This window comes from Nocardiopsis sp. RV163, assembly GCF_001029525.1.
In the GTDB taxonomy this organism is placed as follows: domain Bacteria; phylum Actinomycetota; class Actinomycetes; order Streptosporangiales; family Streptosporangiaceae; genus Nocardiopsis; species Nocardiopsis dassonvillei.
Map to the genome: position 1 here is coordinate 1 of NZ_LEKI01000036.1, position 25,014 is coordinate 25,014.

The 25,014-nt window shown below is 73.4% G+C and carries 11 protein-coding genes; all 11 read left to right on the top strand.

Going from position 1 to position 25,014, the window contains the following annotated elements:
* Nucleotides 1-1,645: sensor histidine kinase KdpD (locus tag ABD54_RS09285; RefSeq protein ID WP_047869035.1), on the top strand; the 1,645-nt coding region annotated here is incomplete at its 5' end.
* A 97-nt stretch (nt 1,646-1,742) separates the two neighbouring features.
* Nucleotides 1,743-2,168 (top strand): roadblock/LC7 domain-containing protein, encoded by a 426-nt coding sequence (locus tag ABD54_RS09290; protein ID WP_013151544.1) that lies wholly within the window; start codon nt 1,743-1,745, stop codon nt 2,166-2,168.
* A 37-nt stretch (nt 2,169-2,205) separates the two neighbouring features.
* On the top strand, nt 2,206-2,565 hold the full coding sequence (locus ABD54_RS09295) for a DUF742 domain-containing protein (protein ID WP_013151545.1): 360 nt from the start codon (nt 2,206-2,208) through the stop codon (nt 2,563-2,565).
* 22 nt (nt 2,566-2,587) lie between these two features.
* Entirely contained in the window at nt 2,588-3,145 is a 558-nt protein-coding gene (locus ABD54_RS09300) for an ATP/GTP-binding protein (protein ID WP_047869036.1), read from the top strand.
* A gap of 60 nt (nt 3,146-3,205) precedes the next feature.
* Nucleotides 3,206-4,468: a styrene monooxygenase/indole monooxygenase family protein gene (locus ABD54_RS09305; protein WP_047869037.1), complete on the top strand. Its 1,263-nt coding sequence runs from the start codon at nt 3,206-3,208 to the stop codon at nt 4,466-4,468.
* Nucleotides 4,469-4,974: 506 nt separating this feature from the next.
* A complete protein-coding gene (locus tag ABD54_RS09310) occupies nt 4,975-13,077 on the top strand; it encodes a type I polyketide synthase (protein ID WP_047869038.1) in 8,103 nt (2,700 codons plus the stop codon).
* Nucleotides 13,067-16,393: a type I polyketide synthase gene (locus ABD54_RS09315; protein ID WP_047869039.1), complete on the top strand. Its 3,327-nt coding sequence runs from the start codon at nt 13,067-13,069 to the stop codon at nt 16,391-16,393. The genes ABD54_RS09310 and ABD54_RS09315 overlap by 11 nt, the downstream gene beginning before the upstream one ends.
* A gap of 35 nt (nt 16,394-16,428) precedes the next feature.
* Nucleotides 16,429-22,665 (top strand): type I polyketide synthase, encoded by a 6,237-nt coding sequence (locus tag ABD54_RS29360; RefSeq protein WP_053063565.1) that lies wholly within the window; start codon nt 16,429-16,431, stop codon nt 22,663-22,665.
* Nucleotides 22,666-22,732: 67 nt separating this feature from the next.
* Nucleotides 22,733-23,620: a 3-hydroxyacyl-CoA dehydrogenase family protein gene (locus ABD54_RS09325; RefSeq protein ID WP_047869040.1), complete on the top strand. Its 888-nt coding sequence runs from the start codon at nt 22,733-22,735 to the stop codon at nt 23,618-23,620.
* Nucleotides 23,617-23,898, top strand: coding sequence for an acyl carrier protein (locus ABD54_RS09330; protein WP_047869041.1), 282 nt, complete (start codon nt 23,617-23,619; stop codon nt 23,896-23,898). Before ABD54_RS09325 ends, ABD54_RS09330 begins: the two co-directional genes overlap by 4 nt.
* The gene (locus tag ABD54_RS09335) at nt 23,891-25,000 is read left to right on the top strand and encodes an acyl-CoA dehydrogenase family protein (protein WP_047869042.1); all 1,110 of its coding nucleotides are present in this window, start codon (nt 23,891-23,893) and stop codon (nt 24,998-25,000) included. The genes ABD54_RS09330 and ABD54_RS09335 overlap by 8 nt, the downstream gene beginning before the upstream one ends.
* Nucleotides 25,001-25,014 lie beyond the last annotated feature (14 nt).

Sequence of the window (25,014 nt, forward strand, 5' to 3'; positions counted from 1 at the left end):
GCCGCACCCGCAGCCGGCCCCGGCGCCCTACCCCGCCGCTCCGCAGCAGCACGGCGGCTACGCGCCCCAGCCGCAGGGCCAGTACCCCTACCCGGCGCAGCCCGCGCACTACCCGGCGCAGTACCCGCCCCAGCCGCTGGTCACCTACCAGAGCGCCTATCCGGCGCCCTTCCAGCCCCCCGGCTACGTCATGCACGGCCAGCCGATGTTCTACCCGGGCCAGTACAACCCCTACGGTCAGCCGGTCCAGCACATCATCGTGCTCACCGCCGGACAGCAGCCGCAGGTGATCAGCGCCGAGTCGGCCGCCACGCTCTTCGCCGAACAGGCCGAGCCCCGGACCGACTCCGCCGAGCGCGACGACCGGGCCCTGACGCGCGCGGGCTCCGACACGGACGCGGGCAAGGAGCAGCCGGAGCGGGAACAGGAGCGCGAGGCCCCGGCCGGGGCCGCCTCGGAGCCCGCCCAAGCGACCCCCGAGGCCCCGGCCGAGACGCTGGCCGAGCGCAGAGCCGCCCTCATGGACGCGATCGCCCCAGCCGCGGCCGCCTCCGCGCCCTCCGACGGCGGCAGCAGCCTCCTCAACGAGGCCCTCGCCGGTCTGGCCATGCGCGACCTGTCGCTCGTGGACGCTCTGCTGGAGATGGTCGAGGAGCTGGAGACCGACGCCCAGGACCCCGACCTGCTCGACAAGCTCTTCCAGATCGACAACTTCGCGACCCGTATGCGGCGCAACGGGGAAAACTTCTTGGTGCTCACCGGGCATGACGGGGGCGAGTCCGACGCCCACGACGAGATCGTCCCCCTCCTCGACGTGGCCCGCGCCGCCACCTCCGAGATCAAGGACTACCCCCGCGTCCGGATGGGCAAGATCCCGCAGACCTCCATCACCGGTATGGCGGCCGACGACATCAGCCACCTGCTCGCCGAACTGCTGGACAACGCCACCGCCAACTCGCCCGAGCACTCCCAGGTCGTCATCAGCGCCCAGGAGATGGCCGACGGGCGCCTCATGATCGTCGTCGAGGACGAGGGCGTGGGCATCCCCGAGGGACAGCTCTCCGAACTCAACCACCGTCTCGCGGGCGAACCCGTCCTGGACGCCGACGTTCCCCGCCACATGGGCCTGTACGTCGCCAGCCGGATCGCCAAGAAGCACGGGCTTGAGGCCAGGCTCGAAACCCGATCCTTCCGCGGGGTGAGCGCCTACGCGATCATCCCCAAGGAGCTGCTGCGCGTGGCCACGCCGCGAACCCCCGGACAGGCCCGCACCTCGACCGTCCCGACCAGCGCACCGCCGGCCGAGCCCGCCCCGGCCGCCAAGCCGGTCGCGCCCGCTCCGGCTCCCGCCCGACCCGCCGCCAACAGCACGGGCAAGCCCTCCGCGGCGAGCGGTTCGTCGGTGACCTCCGCCGGGCTGCCCCGGCGCAGCGCCACCCCGCACGGGTCGCCCCTGCGGATGATGCCCCGCCCCGGACAGAAGCCGGACACCCAGCCCCAGGCCCGCGAGGACACCCCGCCCAGGCTCACCGGCGACGCCCGGGCCGAGCAGATCCGCGACGAGCTCGGCGACTTCTTCGACGGCGAGCGCGAGGCCCGAGAGGGCGGCGAGGGCGGAGACGAGCCCAAGGACGAGAAGAAGTGACGGATCCCGACCCCGTCCAGGGCGCCCCTCCCGGCGTGCCCCCGCATACACCAAAGCAGCGAACACGAACCTCGGCCCAGGCAGGTAAGGCACAGCGATGACTGAATCCGTGAACGACAGTGTTGAGAACTTCTCCTGGCTCATCGACCGCTTCGTCCGCGACGTGCGCGGTGTCGAGCACGCCGTCGTCGTCTCCTCCGACGGCCTGGTCCTGACGCACTCCAGCGACTTCCCCGAGGAGCACGCCGAGCAGCTCGCGGCCATCGCCAGCGGTCTGCACAGCCTCGCCGTCGGCGGCGCCAACCTCTTCCAGAGGGGTGAGTGCGAACAGCTGCTGGTCCGCTTCAACCACGGCCACCTGTTCATCATGGCGATCAGCGACGGCTCCTGCATGGCGGTGCTCACCGCCCCGGGCACCGAGCTCAAGATCGTCGGCTTCCAGATGACCAAGCTCGTGGAGAACGTCGCCCACGTGCTCACGCCGCAGCTGCGCTCGCAGCTGCGCGAGGTCATCCAGAACTGACGACGGTGCCCGTTCGGGAGGAGAGGTTGCCTCGGCTATGAGCTTCCGCAGGCGAAGGAGTAACCGTGTCCGTCCGTTCACCTTCACGGGTGGGCGGACACGGTCGCGGCATCCGCTGATGGTGCAGACCCTGGTCTCGACGTCCGAGCCTGGGCAGGAACCTCCTGGCACCCTCATGCCGGAGTCGATCAGTATCTACAAGCTGTGCCGGGAGACCCGGTCGCTGGCCGAGGTCTCGGCCGAGTTGAACATCCCCCTGGGCGTCACCCAGGTTCTGGTCAGCGACTTGGCCGAACAGGACCTGGTGTACATCCACCCGACCATCACCGGCAGCAGTCCATCGGAAAACCAGGTTCTGGAGAGGGCTCTTCGTGGTCTCGAACGACTTTTCCAGTGACAAGAGGTCGAATCGCAAGAAGATGTCGAGCAAGATCGTCATCGCCGGGGGCTTCGGCGCCGGCAAGACGACCTTGGTGCGCTCGGTGTCGGAGATTCCCCCTGTCACAACCGAGGCGATCATGACCGAGGCCAGCATCGGTCATGACGACACCTCGATCACACCCGACAAGACGACCACCACCGTCGCGATGGACTTCGGTCGCATCACCATCGACGACGAACTGGTCATGTACATGTTCGGCACACCGGGTCAGGCGCGTTTCTGGTTCATGTGGGACGATCTGGTCCGGGGCGCGGTGGGCGCCGTCGTCGTGGTCGACTGCCGGAGGCTCGCGGACTCCTTCGACGCGGTCGACTACTTCGAGACGAACAAACGCATCCCCTACATCGTGGCGCTGAACAAGTTCGAGGGCCGCCTCGACTACACCTCCGAGCAGGTCCGCGAGGCGCTGGAGGTCAGTCCTGAGGTACCCATCATCGACTTCGACGCCCGGAACCGGTTGTCCGGGGGTGAGGTGCTCAAGACGCTGCTGCGGTACGCGTTGGAGCACAACCGCGCCAGCGAGCCCGTCGCCTGACGGACGGGGAGACGCCGGTCTTCCCACCGCCCCGCAGATTCCCCAGGAAAGTTAGCGACAATGCGCAAGATCCTTATCGTCGGTGCGGGCCACGCCGGCCTGCACCTGGCCCATGGGCTCCTCACCCATGGATACGACGTCACGGTGATCACGGGGCAGTCCTCGATGGAGATCCGGACGGGCAGGCCGTCGATCTCGCAGTTCACGTTCCCCACCGCCCTGGAGCACGAGCGAAACTTCAACCTCGACCTCTGGAGCGCACTGTCGCCGCAGATCAGGGAGCAGACGGTGCACCTGTACCCGGGCGGGGGCAGCCTCATGTCCTTCACCGGCAGGACGGGTGAGAACAACGACTACGCCGTCTCCATCGACAGGCGTGTGAAGATGGCCGACTGGCTGGAGTACTTCGAGGACCGCGGCGGCAAGGTCGTGATCCACGGTGTCACGGTCACCGACCTCGACTACTTCTCGCGGATGTTCGACCTGATCATCGTGGCGGTCGGCCACGGCGAGCTCGGCCAGCTCTTCGACTACGACGAGAGCAGGTTCTCAGGGGCCAGGCCGCGTGCGATCGCCCAGGCGCACGTCTACGACGTCTGGCCGGCCGAGGGCCAGGACGAGAACATCAGCTGGGCCGCGTCCGCCGCGGAGGCGGGCAACATCATCCTGCTGCCGATCCTCGGCCAGGACGGCCCCTGCCACTCGCTCGTCATGGTCGACAAGCGCGGCGGTCCCATGGACACCTGGCCCGACCGTCCCGGCCCGGAGGAGCAGTTGCGCCGGATGAAGGACCTCCTCCGCCGGTACGCTCCCGAGTACTTCGAGCGGGCCAAGGACGCGGTCCTGATCGACGGCAGGAACAGCACCCTGGTGGAGGACCTGACCCCCCAGGTGCGCAACCCCGTGGGGGTCCTCCCGTCCGGCGGACGCGTCCTCGGGATGGCGGACGTCATCGTGACCATGGACCCCTACGTGGGACAGAGCTGGAACAACTCCACCCGGTGCGCGGAGGCCTACCTGGAGGCCATCATCGAACGCGGTGACCAGCCCTTCGACGAGGGATTTCTGGTCCGCACCTTCGACCGTTTCTGGGAATTCGGTCTCTACAACCAGCAATGGTCCGAGATGTGCTCCACCTGGTGGGACCAGGGGGACATGTCCCCGCAGATGGTGGAGCTGCTGTCCGCCGCCGTGAAGTACCGGGAGATCTCCGACCGCTGGATCCAGGGGTGGGACTACTCTCCGGACTACGGCAAGTGGCTGCTGGACCCGGAGTTGGCCGCAGAGTACGTGGCTGAGGTGCGCGCACGCCACGGCGACTGACGCGTGCGTACCCAGCGGCCTGAGCCCGGTGTCCGGCGGACACCGGGCTCAGGCCGCTTTCTGTGGGAGGTGTCACTCGGTCACTCGCTGGACCGGAATTCAAGAAAGAAACGTCCGAAAATAAAGATTCCGTTGTCACCGGCTGTGAACTGTGGGTACTATCCTTCGGGTTGATGTCCGAAAGCGTGGCATGGTGAGTGGTGGGTCATTTGTTTCTTGAGGGCGAACTGTCCGTATGTGGACTGATTTGTTAGTGTCGTGCAAAGCCCTCTGCTGATGATGAGACCCGCGGTGAACTCCGGTAGTACCCTTCCTCTCCTCCGGAGTTGACGAAAACCTCCGCTCCCCCCGGCCGCACGGGGGCGCGGACCGCTAATCGACCATTCCTGGCCTGTACGAACACACAGCGGTGGCCCGTGCATTTGCACCGGAAGATCTCCGGTAGGCGGATTTCCGGCACACCGCGCGCGGAGCGAGGGGCCGGTGGTGTGAGATCGGAGACGACGATGGTGACGGGTGCGTGGACGACTCCTGGGGCCGATGAACCGATCGCGGTGGTCGGGCTCTCCCTCCGGCTCCCCGGAGCGTCGACTCCGGAGGCTTTCTGGCGGCTGCTGTGCGAGGGCAGGGAGGCGATCTCCGCCCCTCCCGAGCGGCTCGGCGTCGCCTCCGCCACGCGCGACCCCTACTGGGGCGGCTACCTCGACCGGGCCGAGGACTTCGACGCCGGATTCTTCGGGGTCTCGCCGCGCGAGGCACTGGCCATGGATCCCCAGCAGCGGCTCATGCTGGAGCTGAGCTGGGAGGCCGTGGAACGCGCACGCATCGCACCGGACTCCCTGCGGGGCACCGACACCGGTGTGTTCACCGGTGCCGTCGCCGCCGACTACGGCCTCCTGCAACAGCGTGCCGTGCCCGGCGGCGCCACCCACCACACGCTCACGGGCACCCAGCGCGGCATGATCGCCAACCGTGTCTCCTACGCCCTCGGACTGTCCGGGCCCAGCCTGACCGTGGACAGCGGACAGTCCTCGTCCCTCGTCAGCGTGCACGCGGCCATGGAGAGCCTGCGCCGGGGCGAGTGCGGTACGGCGCTGGCCGGCGGGGTCAACCTCATCGTCGTCCCCGAGAGCACCGAGAGCGTCGCCCGGTTCGGCGGGCTCTCCCCGGACGCGCACTGCTACACCTTCGACGCGCGCGCCAACGGCTACGTGCGCGGCGAGGGCGGCGCCGTGGTCGTGCTCAAACCCCTGGGCCGGGCCCTGGCCGACGGCGACCGCGTCCACGCGGTCCTGCGCGGCGGTGCCGTGAACAACTCCGGCCGGACCCCCTACCTCGCCCGGCCCGACGCCGCCGGCCAGGAGGGGGTCCTGCGCGCCGCCCATCGCAGGGCGGGGGTCGACCCGGCGCGTGTCGGCTACGTGGAACTGCACGGCACGGGCACCCCGGCGGGGGACCCGGTCGAGGCGGCCGCGCTCGGCGCGGTGTTCTCCGGCGGACGTGAGGAGCCGCTGCGTGTGGGGTCGGCCAAGACCAACGTCGGCCATCTGGAGGGCGCCGCCGGAATCGTCGGACTGGTCAAGACGGTGCTCAGCCTCTCCCACGGACAGCTCCCGCCGACACGCAACTTCACCCGGCCCCACCCCGGCATCGACCTGGAGGCGCTGCGGCTGAGCCCGCAGTTGCGGCGCGAGCCGTGGCCCGCGGACGCTCCGCTGGCGGGTGTCTCCTCCTTCGGCATGGGGGGCACCAACTGCCACCTGGTGCTCGGTCCGCCCCCGCCGGTCCACACGGACCGGTCCGGACCGGCGACGGGGGAAGGGGGCATCGACCCCGTCCCGTGGATCCTCACGGCCCGGTCCGAGGAGGCCCTGCGCGCCCAGGCCTCCTCCCTGCACTTCTTCGTGTCTTCGCGGCCGGGCCTGCGGGTGCAGGACGTGGGCCTGTCGCTGGCCACCACACGCACCGTGTTCGAGCACCGCGCGGTCGTCTTCGCCTCGGGCGGTGACGGCGCGCGGGAGCTGGAGTCGGTCGCGCCCTCGTCCGCTCCCGCCGACGAGGCCCAGGAGCGGCCCGTCCTGGTCTTCCCCGGACAGGGCGGCCAGTGGGAGGGGATGGCCCGGGACCTCCTCGACGGTGACGGCCTTCTGGCCCAGGTGTTCACCCGGCGCCTGCTGGAGTGCGAGCGGGCCCTCTCCCTCCACGTGGACTGGTCGCTGATCCAGGTACTGCGCGGCGAACCCGGGGCACCGGCCTACACCGGTCCGGGAGCGCGCGTGGACGTCGTCCAGCCGGTGCTGTGGGCGGTCATGGTCTCCTTGGCCAAGGTGTGGTCGGCGCTGGGCGTGGAGCCGGCGGCGGTCATCGGGCACTCCCAGGGTGAGATCGCCGCGGCGTGTGTGGCGGGAGCCCTGTCGCTGGAGGACGCCGCCAAGGTCGTGGCCCTGCGCAGCCGTGCCCTGACCTCGCTCGCCGGAAGCGGCGGCATGGCCTCGCTGGGGTTGTCCCCCGAACGGGCCGGGGAGCTCGTCGCGGGTGAGGAGGACCTCCACCTGGCCGCGGTCAACGGTCCCGAGTCGGTCGTGGTCTCCGGAAGTCCCGATGCGGTGCGCCGGGCCGTCGAGCTCTGCGTCGACCGCGGAGTCCACGGCGCCCTGGTCGACGTGGACTACGCCTCCCACTCCGCTCACGTGGAGCACATCCGCGAGGAGCTGCTCGCGTGCCTGGAAGGGGTCGAACCGCGCCCCGCCCGGGTGCCGTTCCTCTCCACCGTGACCGGAGGGCCCCTGGAGGGGGCCGAGGCGCGGACGGACGCGTCGTACTGGTACCGGAACCTGCGCGGTACCGTCCGCTTCGCCGACGCGGTGAACGCGGCCGTGGAGTCCGGCCACACCACCTTCGTCGAGGTGGGTCCGCACCCGGTGCTCTCCTTCGGCGTCGAGCGGACGCTGGACGCCCGCGGGGCGCGGGGCAGGGTGCTGCCGACCCTGCGCCGGGGGTCCGGTGACCAGGCGCAACTGCTGACCTCGGCGGCGCAGGCGTTCACCGCCGGGGTCGGCGTCGACTGGGCGGCACTGTTCGCGGGAACCGGCGCGAGCCGCGTCGACCTGCCGACCTACCCGTTCCAGCGCCAGCGTTACTGGCCGCACACCCACGCCCCGGCACCCGTCGAAGGGCCGTCGGCCGACGAACCCGACGCGTCCCCCGCCGCGCCCCTCGGTCAGGCCCGGAGCACCCGCGCGCTGGTGCGCGGGCACACCGCCCGGGTGCTCGGGCGGGCGTCCCTGGAGGCCTCGGACGAGCGCCGCGCCTTCCGCGACCTGGGCTTCGACTCGATGATGCTCCTCCAGCTCGGACGGGCGCTCTCCCGGGAGACGGGGGTCACCCTGGAGGAGACGGTCCTGTTCGGACTCCCCACCCCCTCCGCGCTCGCGGAGTTCCTGGTCGAGGAGGCGGGGGAGAAGGTGCCCGGGGCCGCCGGGCCGCCCTCCGCCCCGCCCGCGACCGCTCCCCCCGCGGCCGCGGCGGCCCCCGCCGTCACGGCGCCGGGCCTGGACGACGACCCGATCGCCATCACCGCGATGGCCTGCCGCCTGCCGGGCGGGGTGCGTTCCCCCGAGCAGTTGTGGCGGCTCGTCGACGACGGTGTGGACGCCATCGGGGACTTCCCCGACAACCGCGGCTGGGACCTGGAGAACCTGTACGACCCCGAACCCGGCGTCCCCGGACGCACCTACGCGCGCTCGGGCGGATTCCTGTACGACGCCGACCTGTTCGACGCCGGCTTCTTCGGGATCAGCCCCCGCGAGGCCGACGCCATGGACCCCCAGCAGCGACTGCTGCTGGAGACCTCCTGGGAGGCGATCCGGCGTGCCGGGATGAGCACGGACGACCTGCGCGGACGCCAGGTCGGCGTGTTCGTCGGCGCCATGCCCGCCGATTACGGGCCGCGCCTGGCCGACCCGGGCGCGGGCGACGACGGGGGGTACCGGCTCACCGGCAGCACCCTGAGCGTGGCCTCCGGCCGCGTCGCCTACGTCCTCGGCCTGCGCGGGCCGGCGCTGACCATCGACACCGCCTGCTCGTCCTCGCTCGTGGCCCTGCACCAGGCGGCTGAGGCGGTCCGCAGGGGCGAGTGCGAGATGGCCCTCGCCGGGGGAGCCACCGTCATGGCCACCCCCGGCATGTTCCTGGAGTTCTCCGCCCAGCGCGGGCTGTCGCCGGAAGGCCGCTGCCGGGCCTTCGGGGCCGAGGCCGACGGCACAGCCTGGGCCGAGGGAGCGGGCGTGCTCCTGCTGGAGCGCGCATCACGCGCCCGTCGCGCCGGGCGCCCGGTCCTGGCGCTGGTCAAGGGCAGCGCGGTCAACTCCGACGGGGCCAGCAACGGGCTGACCGCGCCCAACCCCGACGCCCAGGAGCGGGTGATCCGTCAGGCCCTGGCCTCGGCCGGGGTGGAGCCCGACGGGATCGACGCCGTCGAGGCGCACGGCACGGGCACCCGGCTCGGCGACCCGATCGAGGCCAAGGCGCTGATCTCGGTGTACGGCCGGGCGCGCGGGGGCTCCGCGGAGGACCTGCGGCTGGGCTCGCTCAAGTCCAACATCGGCCACGCTCAGGCCGCCGCCGGTGTGGCCGGGGTGATCAAGACGGTGGAGGCGCTGCGGTACGGGCGGCTGCCCCGGACGCTCCACGCCGACGTGCCCACGGACAAGGTCGACTGGGACGGCAGCGGCGTGCGGGTGCTCACCGAACCGGAACCGTGGCCGGACACCGGGCGCCCGCGCCGGGCCGCGGTGTCCTCCTTCGGGATCAGCGGTACCAACGCGCACGTGGTGCTGGAGGGCGTGGCCGACGAGGGCGCCGCGGTCATCGTCCCCGACGACCCCTTCCAACGCGAACGCCACTGGGTGGACGCCTCCGTCCGGGCCGGGGCCGGACCCGAACCGCGCGAGGCCGCTGAGCCGCTGCTCGACGAGGGTCTGGCGCTGGTCGACGGGCGCACCGTGTTCGCGGGGCGCATCGGCACCGACGGCCAGCCCTGGGTGCGCGACCACGGCATTCTCGGCCGGATCGTCGTGCCCGGCACGGCGCTGGTGGACCTGGCCGCGTACGCGGCCGACCGGGTCGGCTCCGCCACCGTGGCCGACCTGGTCCTGGAGGCGCCGCTGGTGCTGACGCGCGGCGAGGCAGCCGCGCTCCAGGTCACCGTTGGCGCCAGCGACGACCGGGGGCGGCGCGAGGTGCACGTCCACGCCCGCTCCGCGCGGGCCGCGTCGGACGCGCCCTGGGCCCGCTACGCCTCCGGAGTCCTCGCGGACGAGCCGGGGCCGGGTACCGGACCCGCCGACGCGGACGGCTCCGTTCCGGCGGACCCGTCCTGGCCCCCGGCCGACGCCGACCCGGTGACCCTTCGACCCGACTACACCAGTCTGGCCCGGCGCGGCTACGCCTACGGTCCGCTCTTCCAGGGGCTGAGGAGCGTGTGGCGGTGCGGGGGCGACATCCTTGCCGAGGTCGAACCGACCGACACGCCGTACACCGGCGGCCCCTTCCACGGCCCCCATCCGGCCCTGGCGGACGCCGCCCTGCACGCGATCCTGCTGTACGGCGGTAGCGGCGAGGACACGCTGACGGTCCCCTTCGCCTGGTCGGGGGTACGGGTGAGCGCCCTCGACGAGGAGGCCGCGCGCGGACGCCTGCGCGTGCGCGCCACCGAGCTGGGCGCCGACCGCTACCGCGTGCGCGTCTTCGACGAGGCAGGGAACACCGTCCTGGCCGTGGACGAGCTGGCCATGCGCGTGCTGGACGGGGACGCCCTCCCCGAACGCGACCCGTCCGAGGTGTCGGCCGTGTACGAGCTGGTGTGGGAGAAGGCCGCCGAACCCGGCTCCGCGCCCTCCGTCCCCACCGGGCTGCCCGGTTTGGACGCCGTGGGCCGGGACGGCGCGGTGCCGCCGGTGGTCTACACCGAACTGCCGGCCGCGGCGGTCTACGCCGAGGGCGGCACCTCGGTGCCCGAGTCCGTCCGCCAGGGGCTGGACGCGGTCCTGGGGACCATCCGGACCTGGCTCACCGACCCGCGCACCGAGCACTCCCGCCTGGTGGTGGTGACCTGGCGCGCGGTGGCCACAAGCCCCGGCACGCGGCTCAGCGGGTTCGCCGCGGCGCCTGTGTGGGGTCTGCTGCGGGCCGCCCAGAGGGAGCACCCCGGGCGTCTGGTGCTCGTGGACTCCGACGGGTCGGAGGACTCCCACCGAGTCCTGCCCGGAGCCGTCGAGCTCGGTGAACCGCAGATGGCCCTGCGCGCGGGCGCGGTCCTGGTGCCCCGGCTGACCGGGGCCGAAGACGACGGCTGGTTGACGCCCCCCGGCGCGCTGTGGCGCCTGGGCAGCAGCCGTCCCGGTTCGCTGGAGAACCTGGAACCGCTGCCGGCGCCGGAGGCCGGGGAGGAGCTCGGCCCGCACGAGGTGCGCGTCGCCGTCCGAGCCGCCGGCGTCAACTTCAAGGACGTGGTGGTCGCGCTCGGCATGGTCGAGGGGGACGGGGCGATTGGCCTGGAGGGCTCCGGGACCGTCCTGGAGACGGGCGCCGAGGTGACGGGCCTGAACCCGGGCGACCGCGTGGCGGGCGTGTTCGACGGGGCGTTCGGCCCGATCGCGGTAGCCGACGCCCGCAGGCTCGCCCGGGTCCCCGACGGATGGTCCTTCGAAGAGGCAGCGGCCGTGCCGGTCGCCTTCCTGACGGCCTACTACGCCCTGGTGGACCTGGCCGCGGTACGCCCGGGGGAGAGCGTCCTGGTGCACGCCGCGGCCGGGGGCGTGGGAACGGCGGCCGTCCAGCTCGCACGGCACATGGGAGCGCACGTGTTCGGTACGGCGAGCCCCCGCAAGTGGGCCGGTCTGGCCGAGTACGGGCTCGACGAGGAGAGGCTGTCCTCCTCCCGCGACCTGGAGTTCGAAGCACGGCTGCGCGCCGCCAACGGCGGGCGCGGCATGGACGTGGTCCTCAACTCGCTCAGCGGGGAGTTCGTGGACGCCTCCCTGCGGCTCCTGCGTTCCCCGGGCGACGGCGGGGGGCCGGGCGGCAGGCTCGTGGAGATGGGGCTGACCGACGTCCGCGACGTCCGCGACGTCGCCGCGGACTTCCCCGGACGCGGCTACGAGGCGTTCAAACTGACGGACGTGGCCCCGGAGCGGATCGGCCAGATGCTCGGGCGGGTCCTGGAGCTCTTCTCCAGCGGCACGCTCCAACCCCCTCCGGTCACCGTCCACGACCTCCGCGACGCCAAGGACGCCCTCCGCGGCCTCCAGCGGGGGGAGACCGTCGGCAAACTCGTCCTGACCGTTCCGGCGCCCTTCCCGCAGGAGCGCACCACGCTGGTCACCGGCGGCACCGGCACCCTGGGGCACCGGGTGGCACGCCACCTGGTCACCGGTTACGGCGTGCGCGACCTGCTGCTCGTCAGCCGGAGCGGCCCCGAGGCGCAGGGCCAGGAGGCGCGCACGGCCGAACTGGAGGCACTCGGGGCCCGGGTGAGCGTGGCCGCCTGCGACGCCGCGGACAGGAAGGACCTGGAGCGGGTCCTGGACGGGCTCCCGGCGGACCGCCCGCTCGGCGCGGTGGTGCACACCGCCGGCGTCCTCGACGACGCCACCGTCACCTCGCTCACCGGCGAACAGGTCGACAGGGTGCTGCGCCCCAAGGTCGACGCCGCGTGGAACCTGCACGAGCTGACCGCGGAGGCCGACCTGGGCGCCTTCGTGCTGTTCTCGTCGGTGGCCGGAACCCTGGGCACCGCCGGACAGGCCAACTACGCCGCGGCCAACGTCTTCTGCGACGTACTGGCCCACCACCGCCGGGAGCACGGCCTGCCCGCCACCTCCCTGGCCTGGGGGCTGTGGGCCGGGGCCAGCGGGATGACGGGCCACCTGGACAGGACCGACCTCGGTGTCCTCGGCCGGACGGGACTGCTCCCGATGCCCGAGGACGAGGCCCTGCGGCACCTGGACACCGCCCTGCTGCGGAACATGGTCCACTGCGTGCCCGCCCTGTTCGACCCCGCCGCCGGCACCGGTACCGGCGTGCTCCGGGGCCTGGGCGGGCGGTCCCCGGAGAGTGCGCGCGCACCCGGGGGCGAGAGGGGGGCGAAGAAGGACGCCGCCGAGCGGTTCTCCGCGCTGTCCGGGCCCGAGCGCGAGCGCGCGCTGCTCACCGAGGTCCGCACGCACACCGCCGTGGTCCTCGGCCACGGACCCGACGTCAGGACCTCGCGGGTGGGCGCCGACCGGCCCTTCACCGACCTGGGTCTGGACTCGCTCACGGGCGTGGAGCTGCGCAACCGGCTCAGCGCCTCGACAGGTGTGCGGATCCCGGCCACCGCGGTCTTCGACCACCCCACCCCGCGTGCCCTGGCCGCGTTCCTCCTGCTGCTGTTCCCCGAGTCCCCGGACCGGGACGCGGCCGGGGAGGACGGCTCCGGGTCCGGTGCCGGAGCCGGGAACCCGGACACCGGCATCGACACCATGGAGGTGGACGAACTCGTCACCCTCGCACTCCGGGGGCAGCACGATCCCCACCACGCTGGACAGGAGACGGCAGTTGACCACTGATGACGCACGCCTGGTCGCGGCGCTCCGTGCCGCGATGAAGGAGAACGCGCGGCTGCGCGAGGAACTGGACCGCTCGACCCGGCCCGAACCGATCGCCATCGTCGGGATGGGGTGCCGCTTCCCCGGAGGAGCCGACACCCCCGAGGGGTTGTGGGACATCGTCTCGCGGGGACGCGACGCGGTGCGCCCCTTCCCCGCCGACCGGGGCTGGGACCTGGAGGAGCTCCTCGTCGGGCGTTCCGGGGAGCCGCGTTCCTCGACCGGTCAGGGCGGGTTCCTCGACCGCCCGGCCGCCTTCGACGCCGAGTTCTTCGGGGTCTCCCCGCGTGAGGCGGTGGCGACCGACCCGCAGCAGCGGCTCCTGCTGGAGACCGCCTGGGAGGCGGTCGAACGGGCCGGGATCGACCCGGAGTCGCTGGCCGGCTCCGAGACCGGCGTGTTCGTGGGCACCATGGCCCAGGAGTACGGGCCCCGGCTGCTGGACGCCTCCTCCGACGGCTTCGCGCTCACCGGCTCCTCGCCCAGCGTCGCCTCCGGCCGGGTGTCCTACACCCTGGGCCTGACCGGCCCCGCGGTCACCGTGGACACGGCGTGCTCGTCCTCGCTGGTGGCCCTGCACCAGGCGGTCCGGAGCCTGCGCGGCGGGGAGTGTTCGTTGGCCCTGGCCGGGGGCAGTTGCGTCATGGCCTCCCCCGGGCTGTTCACCGAGTTCTCCAGGCAGGGGGGCCTGGCCCCCGACGGCCGCTGCAAGGCCTTCTCCGCGGACGCCGACGGCACCGGCTGGGCCGAGGGCGTGGGCATGATCCTGTTGGAGCGGCTCTCCGACGCCCGACGCAACGGGCACACGGTCCTGGCGGTCGTGCGCGGCAGCGCCGTCAACCAGGACGGGGTCTCGAACGGGATCATGGCCCCGAACGGACCGTCACAGCAGCGCGTCATCGCACGGGCCCTGGAGGAGGCGGGCCTCACCCCGGGCGACGTAGACATGGTGGAGGCGCACGGCACCGGTACCAGGCTGGGCGACCCGATCGAGGCGCAGGCGCTCATCGCCGCCTACGGCCGGGGCCGCCCCGAGGACCGCCCCCTCTGGCTGGGTTCGCTCAAGTCCAACATCGGCCACGCGCAGTCGGCCGCCGGAGTCGGGGGCGTGATCAAGTCCGTCATGGCGCTGCGCCACGGAGTCCTGCCCCGGACCCTGCACGCGGAGGAGCCCTCGCCCCTGGTGGAGTGGGCCGGGAGCGGTGTCCGGCTGCTGACCGAGGCCAGGCCCTGGCCCGAGGCCGGCAGGCCGCGGCGCGTCGGGGTCTCGTCGTTCGGGATGAGCGGTACCAACGCGCACCTGGTCCTCGAACAGGCTCCCGACGACGCCGTGCCGGAACCGCGCCCGGCGGGCGCCGCGGGCCCCGTCCCGTGGGTGCTGTCCGCGCGCAACGAGGCCGCGCTGCGCCAACAGGCGGCCCGGCTCGCCGACCTGCTGCGCCTGTCCCCCGAGACCGCGGCCGAGGACGTGGGCTGGTCGCTGGCCACCGCACGGTCCGGGTTCCCCCAGCGGGCGGTCCTCCTGGCCGACGACCGGGCCGAGGCACTGGAGGCGCTGGACGCCTTCGCCGACGTGAGGCCGGCGCCGGGCGTGATCCGCGGCCGCACCGTGGCCGAGCCCCGCACCGCGTTCGTCTTCCCCGGGCAGGGGGCCCTCGACGCGGAGCTGGACCTGGGCGCCCTCATCGACGCGCAACCCCGGTTCGCCGAGGCCGTCCACGAGTGCGAGAAGGCGCTCTCGCCCTACCTCGACTGGTCGGTGACGGCGGCGCTGCGCGGCGGTCCCGGCGCTCCCGACACCGGCCGTCCCGACGTGGCCCAGCCGCTGCTGTTCACGGTCATGGTCTCGCTCGCCCGGCTGTGGCGGTCCCACGGCGTCGAGCCCTCCGCCGTGGTCGGCCACTCGCAGGGGGAGATCGCCGCCGCGCACGTCGCGGGTGTCCTGACCCTGGAGGACGCCGCCGCGGTGGTGGCCCTCCGGAGCAGGCTCGTCCTGCCCCTGGTGGGGAGCGGCGGAATGCTGGCGCTGCAACTGCGTCCCGGACAGGAGCCCCCCTCGCTGGAGCGCTGGAGCGGCAGACTGGACGTGGCCGCCCACAACGGACCGAGCGCGGTCGTGGTCGCCGGGGACGACGGTGCGCTCGGGGAGCTCTCCCAGTGGTGCGCCGAGGAGGGCGTCCTCGCCTTCCCCGTCGCGGCGGACTTCGCCGCGCACTCCCGGCAGGTCGACGCCCTGCGGGCGGAGCTCCTGACCGCGCTCGCCGGGATCCGCCCGGGGCAGGGGGAGCTGCCGCTGTACTCCACCGTTCACGGTGCCCGGATCGACGGCACCACCATGGACGCCGAGTACTGGTACCGCAACATCCGCCAGACCGTGCGGTTCGAGGAGGCCGTACGCGCCATGGCGGAGGACGAGTTCACCACGTTCGTCGAGATGGGTCCGCGGCCGGTCCTGACCATCGGCGTCCAGCAGACGCTGGAGTCCGCCGGAGCGAACGGCGGCGAGACCGCCGTCCTCGGCGCGTTCCACGGCAGGGCCAGCGGTCCCCGGGAGTTCCTGGCGGCCCTCTCCGAGACGTGGGTGTGCGGCACCGTCCCGGACTGGTCGGTGGTGTTCTCGAAGTACAACCCGCGCGTGGTCGAGCTGCCCACGTACCCGTTCCAGCACCGGGACTACTGGCTGGACCCCGCACCCCGCTCCGCCGCGACCCCGCCGGACGCCCCTGCGGAGCGGGTGCCCGCGGACACCGGGGCCTCCCCGCGCGGGAGCCTGTCCGCGCTGTCGGAGCTGTCCGAGCGCGAGCGCGAGGAAGCCGTGGTCGCGTTGGTCCGTGAACACGTGGCGGCCGTGCTCGGCTTCGCCTCGCCGGAGCAGGTGGACGTCCGGCGCGGCTTCCTGGACGCGGGCGGCACCTCCCTGGGAGCGGTGCGCCTGCGCAACGCCCTGAACGCGGCGACGGGCCTGGAACTACCGGTGACCGCCGCCTTCGACCACCCCACACCGCTGACCCTCGCCCGGCACCTGCTCTCCCTGCTGCTCTCCTCCGGCGACGGCGGCACCGCCGACCCGACCACCGCCCTGGACCGGCTCCGATCGGCGGTGCGGGCCACGGACCTGCCCGGCGCCGAACGCGAGGCCGTGGCGGCGGGACTCCGCGATCTGCTGTACACGCTCACCGAAGGCCGGGGGGCGACGACGGACGGTACCGAGGAACTGGAAGGCGCGAAGGATGACGAGCTCATCGAGCTCATCGGCAAGGAATTCGGAATCTCCTAGCAGCCGTACGCTCCCGCACCCGAAGTTGGTCTCCCATGACGCATGAGGACAAGTTCCAGACACTGGCCCGCCGGCTCGCGATCGACCTGCGCCACGCCCGCGGCCGTATCGACGAGATGGAGGAACGGCGGCACGAGCCGATCGCCGTGGTCGGTATCGGTTGCCGCTACCCGGGGGAGGTGGGCTCCCCCGACGACCTGTGGGAGCTCGTCGAGCGGGGCGCGGAGGGCCTCACCGACTTCCCCACCGACCGGGGCTGGGAACTGGACACGCTGTTCGACAGCGATCCCGCCACCCCCGGGACGAGCTACCTGCGCAGGGGCGGCTTCCTGCACGGGGCCGCCGGGTTCGACGCCGGGTTCTTCGGGATCGGCCCCCGTGAGGCCACCGCCATGGACCCGCAGCAGAGAGTGGCGCTGGAGACCTCCTGGGAGGCCGTCGAACACGCGCGCATCGACCCCGCGACCCTGCGCGGCACCTCCACCGGGGTGTTCCTGGGCATGGTCGGCCAGTCCTACGGCCCGTCCATCCGACAGGCGGGGGAGGAGCTGGAGGGCTACCTGCTGACCGGCGGCATGTCGGCCGTCGCGGCCGGCCGGGTGTCCTACACCCTGGGCCTGGAGGGCCCCGCGCTGACCCTGGACACCGCCTGCTCCTCCTCGCTGGTCGCGCTCCACCTGGCCGCCCGCTCCCTGAGGGAGGGCGAGTGCGACCTCGCCCTGGCCGGAGGCGTCAGCGTGTACACCAACACCGGCCCCTGGGTCGCCTTCAGCCGCCAGCGCGGACTCGCCCCGGACGGCCGCTGCAAGGCCTTCTCCTCCGGTGCCGACGGTACGAGCTGGTCCGAGGGGGCGGGCATGCTCCTCCTGGAAAGGCTCAGCACGGCCCGGAGCAACGGTCGCCGCGTGCTGGGGGTGCTGCGCGGCAGCGCCGTGAACCAGGACGGTGCCAGCAGCGGGCTGTCGGTGCCCAACGGAACGGCCCAGCAGCGCGTGATCCGGGAGGCCCTGGCCGACGCACGGCTCGCTCCCGGTGAGGTCGACCTGGTGGAGGCGCACGGGACGGGAACGACGCTGGGCGACCCCATCGAGGCCAACGCGCTGCTGTCCACCTACGGGCGGGACCGCCCCGCCGACAGGCCCGTCGGCGTGGGGTCGCTGAAGTCCAACATCGGCCACGCCGGGGCGGCGGCGGGTGTGGGCGGCGTGATCAAGGCGATCATGGCGATGCGGCACGGCGTCCTGCCCCGCACCCTGCACGTGGACGAGCCCAGCGCCCACGTGGACTGGGGGTCCGGGGCGCTGGCGCTGCTGACCGAGGCCGCGCCGTGGCCGCGGACCGGCCGTCCGCGCCGCGCAGCCGTGTCCTCGTTCGGGGTGAGCGGGACCAACGCCCACGTGGTCCTCGAAGAGGCCCCGGAGGACTCCGAGCCCGCACCCGCGAACGGGAGCGGCCCGGCCCCGCTGGAAACGGACACGGTTCCGTGGCTGGTCAGCGCACGGTCGGAGGCGGCGCTGCGCGCCCAGGCCGCCCGCCTGCACGACCACCTCGCGAGGCGTCCCGAACTCGACCCCGCCGACGTCGGATGGTCCCTGGCCGCCACCCGCTCGGAGTTCGAGCACCGGGCGGTGGTGACGGCGCGGGACCGGGAGGGCCTCCTCCGGGGCCTGGACGCCATCGGCAGGGCCGCCCCTGACGACGGCGTCCACCGGGGCACCGCCGTCCGGGAGCGCGCCGTGTTCGTCTTCCCCGGCCAGGGCTCCCAGTGGAAGGGCATGGCCGTCGACCTGATGGCCGCCTCCCCCGTCTTCGCCCGCACGATGGCCGACTGCGAGCGCGCGCTGTCACCGTTCGTGGACTGGTCGCTCGCGGCCGTGCTCAGACAGGACGAGGGAGCCGCGGCCCTGGACCGCGACGACGTCGCGCAACCGGCTCTGTGGGCCGTGATGGTCTCGCTCGCCGCGCTGTGGCGGTCCCTCGGCGTCGAGCCCTCCGCCGTGGTCGGCCACTCCCAGGGGGAGATCGCGGCGGCGTGCGTGGCCGGGGCGCTCTCGCTCGACGACGCGGCCAGGGTCGTGGCGCTGCGGAGCCGGGCGGTCCTGGAACTCGCCGGCACCGGGGCGATGGCCTCGGTCGCGCTCGGCTCCGAGGAGTTGGGCGAGCGCGTGGCCGAGTTCGGCGGCCGGGTGCACGTCGCCGTCGTCAACGGCCCCGCCTCCACCGTCGTCGCGGGAGAGCCGGAGGCGGTGCGGAGCCTGGTGAAGGAGTACGAGGCCCGGGGCGTGCACGCCCGCCTGGTCCCGGTCGAGTACGCCTCCCACACACCGCACGTGGAGCGTCTCCGGGACAGGGTCCTCACGGCCCTGGCCGGTGTCGTCCCCCGGCGGCCCGACGTCCCGGTCTACTCCTCCCTGACGGGCGGACCCCTCGGCGACACGCCCATGGACGCCGACTACTGGTACCGGGGCCTGCGCCACCGGGTCCGCTTCGAGGAGACCGTCGGCGCGCTGCTCCGCGACGGACACGGCGCGTTCCTGGAGGTGTCCCCGCACCCGGTGCTCGGCACGGCCGTCCAGGAGACCTGCCAGGAGGCGGGCGCCGACGGCGCCGTGGCACTGGGCACCCTGCGCCGCGACGAGGGAGGGCCCGAGCGCTTCCTCGCCTCGCTCGCGCAGGCGCACGCGCACGGCGTCGCGGTGGACTGGTCCCGGCTGTTCGGCGGACGCCGGAAGGTGGACCTGCCGACCTACGCCTTCCAGCACCGCCACCACTGGGCCGTCGACGGGGCCGAGGGCGCGGACGTCACCCGTGCGGGGCTGAGCGGCGCCGACCACCCCATGCTCGGCGCCGCGGTCTCCCTGGCGTCCGGCGACGAGTACCTGTTCACGGGCCGGATCGGCCTGGAGAGCCACCCCTGGCTGGCCGACCACGTCGTGCTGGACATGGTCCTGGTTCCCGGCACCGCCTTCCTCGAACTCGCCCTGCACGTCGGCGAACGCGTCGGGTGCCCGCGCGTGGAGGAACTGGTCCTGCACACCCCGCTGCGGCTCCCGACCCGAGGGGGCGTACAGCTCCAGCTCAGGGTCGGCCCGCCGGACGCCAACGGCGCCAGGCCGCTCGCCGTGCACTCCCGGCCCGGAGGCGGCGACGACGGCCCCTGGACCCAGCACGCGAGCGGCCAGGTCACCCGGCCCCGGCCGGAGCAAGGGGTTCCGGAGCAGGACGCGTCCTGGCCGCCGAAGGGCGCCGTCCCGGTGCCGGTGGACGACTTCTACCCCCGCATCGCCGAGATGGGCAACGCCTTCGGGCCGGTCTTCAGCAGTATGCGGGCGGTGTGGCGGGACGGCGACGACCTGTACGCGGAGGTCCGGCTGCCGGAGGGGGCGCGGGCCGACGCCGCCCGGTTCGGCGTGCACCCGGCGCTGATGGACTCCTCGCAGCACCCCCTCGCCCTCCCGCACACCTCCGCCCCCTCCGGCGGCCCGAGCCTCGCCGAGGCGGCCGGCCTCCCCTTCGCCTGGTCCGACGTCACCCTCCACGCCACCGGGGCGGCGCACGTCAGGGTCCGTCTGTCCCGGACGGAACAGGACTCGGTCTCCCTGGAGCTCACCGACCCCTCGGGCCGCCCCGTCGCCTCCGTCGGATCCCTGGTCATACGTCCCATCAGCCCCCAGCAACTGGCGGCGGCCACCCGCGGGGGAGGGGACGACCTGTTCCGGGTCACGTGGTCCGAACCCACCGGCGCGCCCGCGTCCGCCGACGGCCCCCGGCCCCTCGCGGTCGTGGGTCCCGACCCCCTGGCCGTCGCGGACGTCCTCGCGGCGGCGGGCCACCCGGTCCGGTCCCACCAGGACGCCGACGCGCTCCACGCGGCCCTGGCGGCCGGGGACCCCGTTCCGTCCGCCGTGGTCGTGCCGTGCGCGGCCACCGATCCCGAGGACACCGCCGAGGCCGCCTACACCGCCACCTACCGGGCGCTGGACCGGCTCCAGGGCTGGCTGCTCGACGAACGCTGCGAGGACCTCCCCCTGGTCCTGCTCACGCGGGGCGCCGTCAGCGCCGCGGAGGGCGACCACGTACCGGACCTGGACCACGCGCCCCTGTGGGGGCTGGCCCGCACCGTGCAGATGGAGTTCCCCGGCAGGTGCTCCATCGTCGACGTGGACGACGCGGGGTCCGCGCCGACGGCCCTGGCGGCGGTACTGGACGCAGGGGAGCCCCAGGCCGCCGTCCGCGGCGGCACGGTGCTCGTCCCGAGGCTGGACCGCGCCGCGCCGAGGGAGGAGCGGTCGCTGGACCTGGGATCGGACGGGACCGTGCTCGTCACCGGCGCCAACGGAACGGTCGGCGGCGTGATCGTCCGCCACCTGGCCGCCGAGTGCGGAGCACGCCACCTGCTCCTGGTCAGCCGCAGCGGGCGGGACGGCACCAGCCCCGAACTCCAGGCCGACCTGGCCGGGCTCGGGGCCACCCTGTCCTTCGCCTCCTGCGACACCGCCGACCGCGACGCCCTGCGCCAGGTCATCGCCTCGGTTCCCCCGGACCGGCCGCTCAGGTCGGTCGTCCACATCGCCGGCACCGTCGGCGGAGCCGTCTTCACCGCGCTCACCAGGGAACACGTCGACCACGTGATGCGGCCCAAGGTCGACGCCTCCTTGAACCTGCACGAGCTGACGCGCGACCTGGACCTGCGGGAGTTCGTCCTTTTCTCCTCGGCGGCCAGCACGCTGGGCAACCCCGGCCAGGCCAACTACGCGGCGGCCAACGTCTACCTCGACGCCCTGGCGCACCGGCGCCGCGCCCAGGGCCTGCCCGCCACCACCATCGGATGGGGCATGTGGGCCGAGCGCAGCCAGCTCACGGTGCGGTTGGACGACACCGACCTGCACAGGTACTCGCGGATGGGCATGAGCGAACAGATCGCCACCGAGCGGGGGAAGGCGCTCTTCGAGGAGGCCCTGGCCACGGACGCGGCCCACCTCCTGGCGGTGCCGCTGGACGTCGCGGGGATGTCCCAGCGGAGCATGAGGGGCGCCGACGTCCCGACGATGCTGCGCGCGCTGGTGCGCCGGCCGCGCCGCAGGGCGGCTGGGCTGACGGCCGACTCCGGTGACCTGCGCCGCCGTCTGGCCGGGGCGGACACCGAACAGCGCGGACAGCTCGTCCTGGACCTCGTGCGGGAGGCCACGGCCGAGGTGCTCGGGCACTCCGCCCCCCAGGACGTGCCGGTCGACCGGGACTTCCTGGAGATCGGCTTCGACTCGCTCACCGCGGTCGAGCTCCGCAACCAGCTCCGCTCCCTGACCGGACTGCGCCTTCCCGCCGGGCTGGCGTTCAAGCACCCCACGCCCACGGCCGTGGCGGGTTTCCTCCTGGAGAGCCTGCCCGCCCCGGACGAGGCGGCCCCTCGGACGCGCGGGGCGTCGGGGGCTCCCGAGGCGGACGGGCTGGGGACGCCGGACGGCCTCGTCGCGCTCTTCGAGGAGTTCTGCCGTCAGGGCAGGACCGCGGAGGGCATGCGGCTGCTGGACACGGCAGGGCTGGTGCGTCCCGCCTTCTCCGAGGCGGAGGGCTACGTCGGCGCCCGAGGTCCGGTCGTGCTGTCGAGCAAGGAGGCCGACTCCTCCGTCCTGGTGTGCCTGCCGTCCATCGTCCTGGCCTCCGGACCCCAGGAGTTCGCCAGGTTCGCCGGCGGCGTGCGCGGTCTGCGGGAGGTCAAGGTCGTCCCCCACCCGGGTTTCCGGGACGGGGAACCGCTGCCGGACACGCTGGCGGCGGCCCTGTCGGCGCAGGCCGACGCCGTCGCCCGCTGCGCCGACGGGCGCCCCTTCGTCCTCGTCTCCCGCTCCTCCGGCGGGCCGGTCGCGCACGCCGTGGCCCAACTCCTGGAGGAGCGCGGTGTGCGCCCGGCGGCCCTGGCGCTGCTGGACCCGCCGCACCCGGACGACGAGGCGGTCCTGCCGACCACGGAGGCCCAGATGCTCCAGCGCGGCGGCGCCCTGGGCATCGTCGACAGCGCCCGCCTCACCGCGATGGGACGTTACATGCGGCTGTTCGCCGACGTACGCCTCGGGTCCGTCGCGGCGCCCTCGGTGGTCCTGCGGCCGGAGGACCCCATCACCGACCGGGACGGAGCCCCCATCCCCCCGTTCAGCTGGGCGCCCCCGCACGAGCGGATCACCGTTCCCGGCGACCACTTCACGATGTTGGAGGACCACGCCGACATCGTCGCCCGGGTGCTGCACGACTGGTTGTCGGAGCGCGGTCTGTGAACGGCCCTCCCCGCACCCGCGTACCGTCTCCCCCGGCGGTACCCCGCACAGAAGACAGGAGGCCCTGATGCCCACGCAGGAGGCGCCGCCCAGCCCGGGCGGACACCGGATCACGGTGATCGGAGCCGGCACCATGGGCGCCGGGATCACCTCCCTCATGCTCGGCCACGGCGTGCCCGTGACGCTGGTCGACGTCGACCCGGCCGCCCTCGACGGGGCGCGCGACAGGATCGCGTACCACGGGCGCGTCGCCCGGTTGATGGGGGCCGCACCGGAGGGGGTGCGGCCCGGCGCGCTCGACACCACCACCTCACTGGAGACCGCGGCCGAGGCCACGGTCGTCATCGAGGCCGTCACCGAGGACGAGGACACCAAGGCCGCGCTCCTCACGGAGGTGGGCGCCAGGACCAAGCCGGGCACGGTCCTGATCACCAACACCTCGTCCATCCCCGTGGACCACCTCGCCGGACACCACCCCCGCCCCGACGAGGTGGTGGGCACCCACTTCATGAACCCGCCCTACCTGATCCGCACGGTGGAGGTCATCAGGGGCCCGCGGACCTCGCGGCACACCCTGGACGCCCTCGACGGCCTGCTGCGCACGCTGCGCCGGGAGTCCGTCACCGTGTCCGACGCGCCGGGGTTCGTCACCAGCCGCCTGCTGCACCCGATGATCAACGACGCCGCCCGGGTGGTCCAGGAGGGCACCGCCAGCGCGGAGGACGTCGACGCGCTCATGGTCGGCTGCCTCGGCCACCGGACGGGGCCGCTGCGGACCGCGGACATGATCGGCCTGGACAACCTCGTCGACTCCCTGTGGGTCCTGCACGAACGCACCGGCGACGAGCGCTGCCGCCCCTGCGACCTCCTCCTGGAGAAGGTCGGGGCGGGAGACCACGGCCGTAAGAGCGGCCGCGGTTTCTTCACCTACGAACGGACGGAGCAACTGTCATGACCACGCCCGCACAGACACCCCGGAGCCACGGGCAGATCGAGGCCGACCTCATCACCTTCCTGGAGGGCCGGACCAGGGCGTCGTGGGACGAGGACGTCGACCTGTTCGCCACCGGCGGCCTGTCGTCGATGTTCGCCATGGAACTCGTCGTGCACCTGGAGCAGGCCCACGGGGTCTCCATCCGCGGCGGCGACCTGAAACTCGACAACTTCCGCACGGTCCGGACCATGGCCGCCCTGGTCCGGCGGCTGAAGGCCGACGAGGACACCGATGGCTGACGACGTGACGGCCCTCGCGGCGCGGGTCAGCGAGGTCGTCGGGGACCGTGCCGACGCGTGGGACCGCTCCGGGGAGCTGCCCGGACCGGTGCTGCGCGAACTCTCCTCCGGCGGTCTGCTGTGCCCGCAGGTCCCATCCCGGTACGGCGGCCGCGGGCTGGACAGCCGTGAGGGCGGGGAGCTCACCGCGCACGTGGGCAGCCTGTGCAGCTCCGTGCGCAGCGTCATGACCTCGCAGCAGATGGTCGCGGGCAGCGTCGAGCGGCTCGGGAACGGGGACCAGCGCGACCGCTACCTGCCGCTCCTGACGGGCGGGCGGATCGCCGCGGCCGCCTTCAGCGAGCCCGGCGCGGGCAGCGACCTCTCGGCCATGGCGACCACCATCCGGGCCGAAGGGGACACGGTGGTGGTCGACGGGCGCAAGTCGTGGATCACCACGTCGGCCTACGCCGACATGCTCCTGGTGTTCGGCCGGTTCGGGGACGCGGCGGCCGCGGTCGTCGTTCCCGCCGACGCCCCCGGCGTCACCGTCGAGAGGATCTCCGACCCCCTGGGCTGCCGGGCCGCCGGGCACGCCGACGTCACCTTCGACGGCGTGCGCGTGTCGGCCGACGCCGTGCTCGGCGGCGGCGGGCTCCCCCTGCCGTTCCTGGTCACGGCCGCCCTGGCGCACGGCCGCATGTCGGTGGCCTGGGGGTGCGTGGGCATCCTGCGCGCCTGCCTGTCCGAGGCGGCCCGGCACGCCCGTACCCGCGAACAGTTCGGCGTCCCGATCGCCCGGCACCAGTTGGTCGCGCGCCACCTGGCCGAGATCTACACCGCCGAACAGATCGCCACCCGCGCGTGCGAGCACGCCAGCGGCCGCTGGGAGGCCGGTTCGCCGGACATGGTCACCGCCACCGTGCTGGCCAAGCACGTCAGCGCCACCCACGCGGTCTCCGGCGCGAGTGCGGCGCTGCAGGTCCTGGCGTCCGCGGGGGCCCGCGACGGCCACACCGTGGCGCGCGCCCACCGGGACGCCCGGATGATGGAGATCATCGAGGGCAGCAGCGAGATGTGCACACTCCTCCTGGCCGACCACGCCCTTGCCACCGCCGACTGAACCATTCCCGAAGC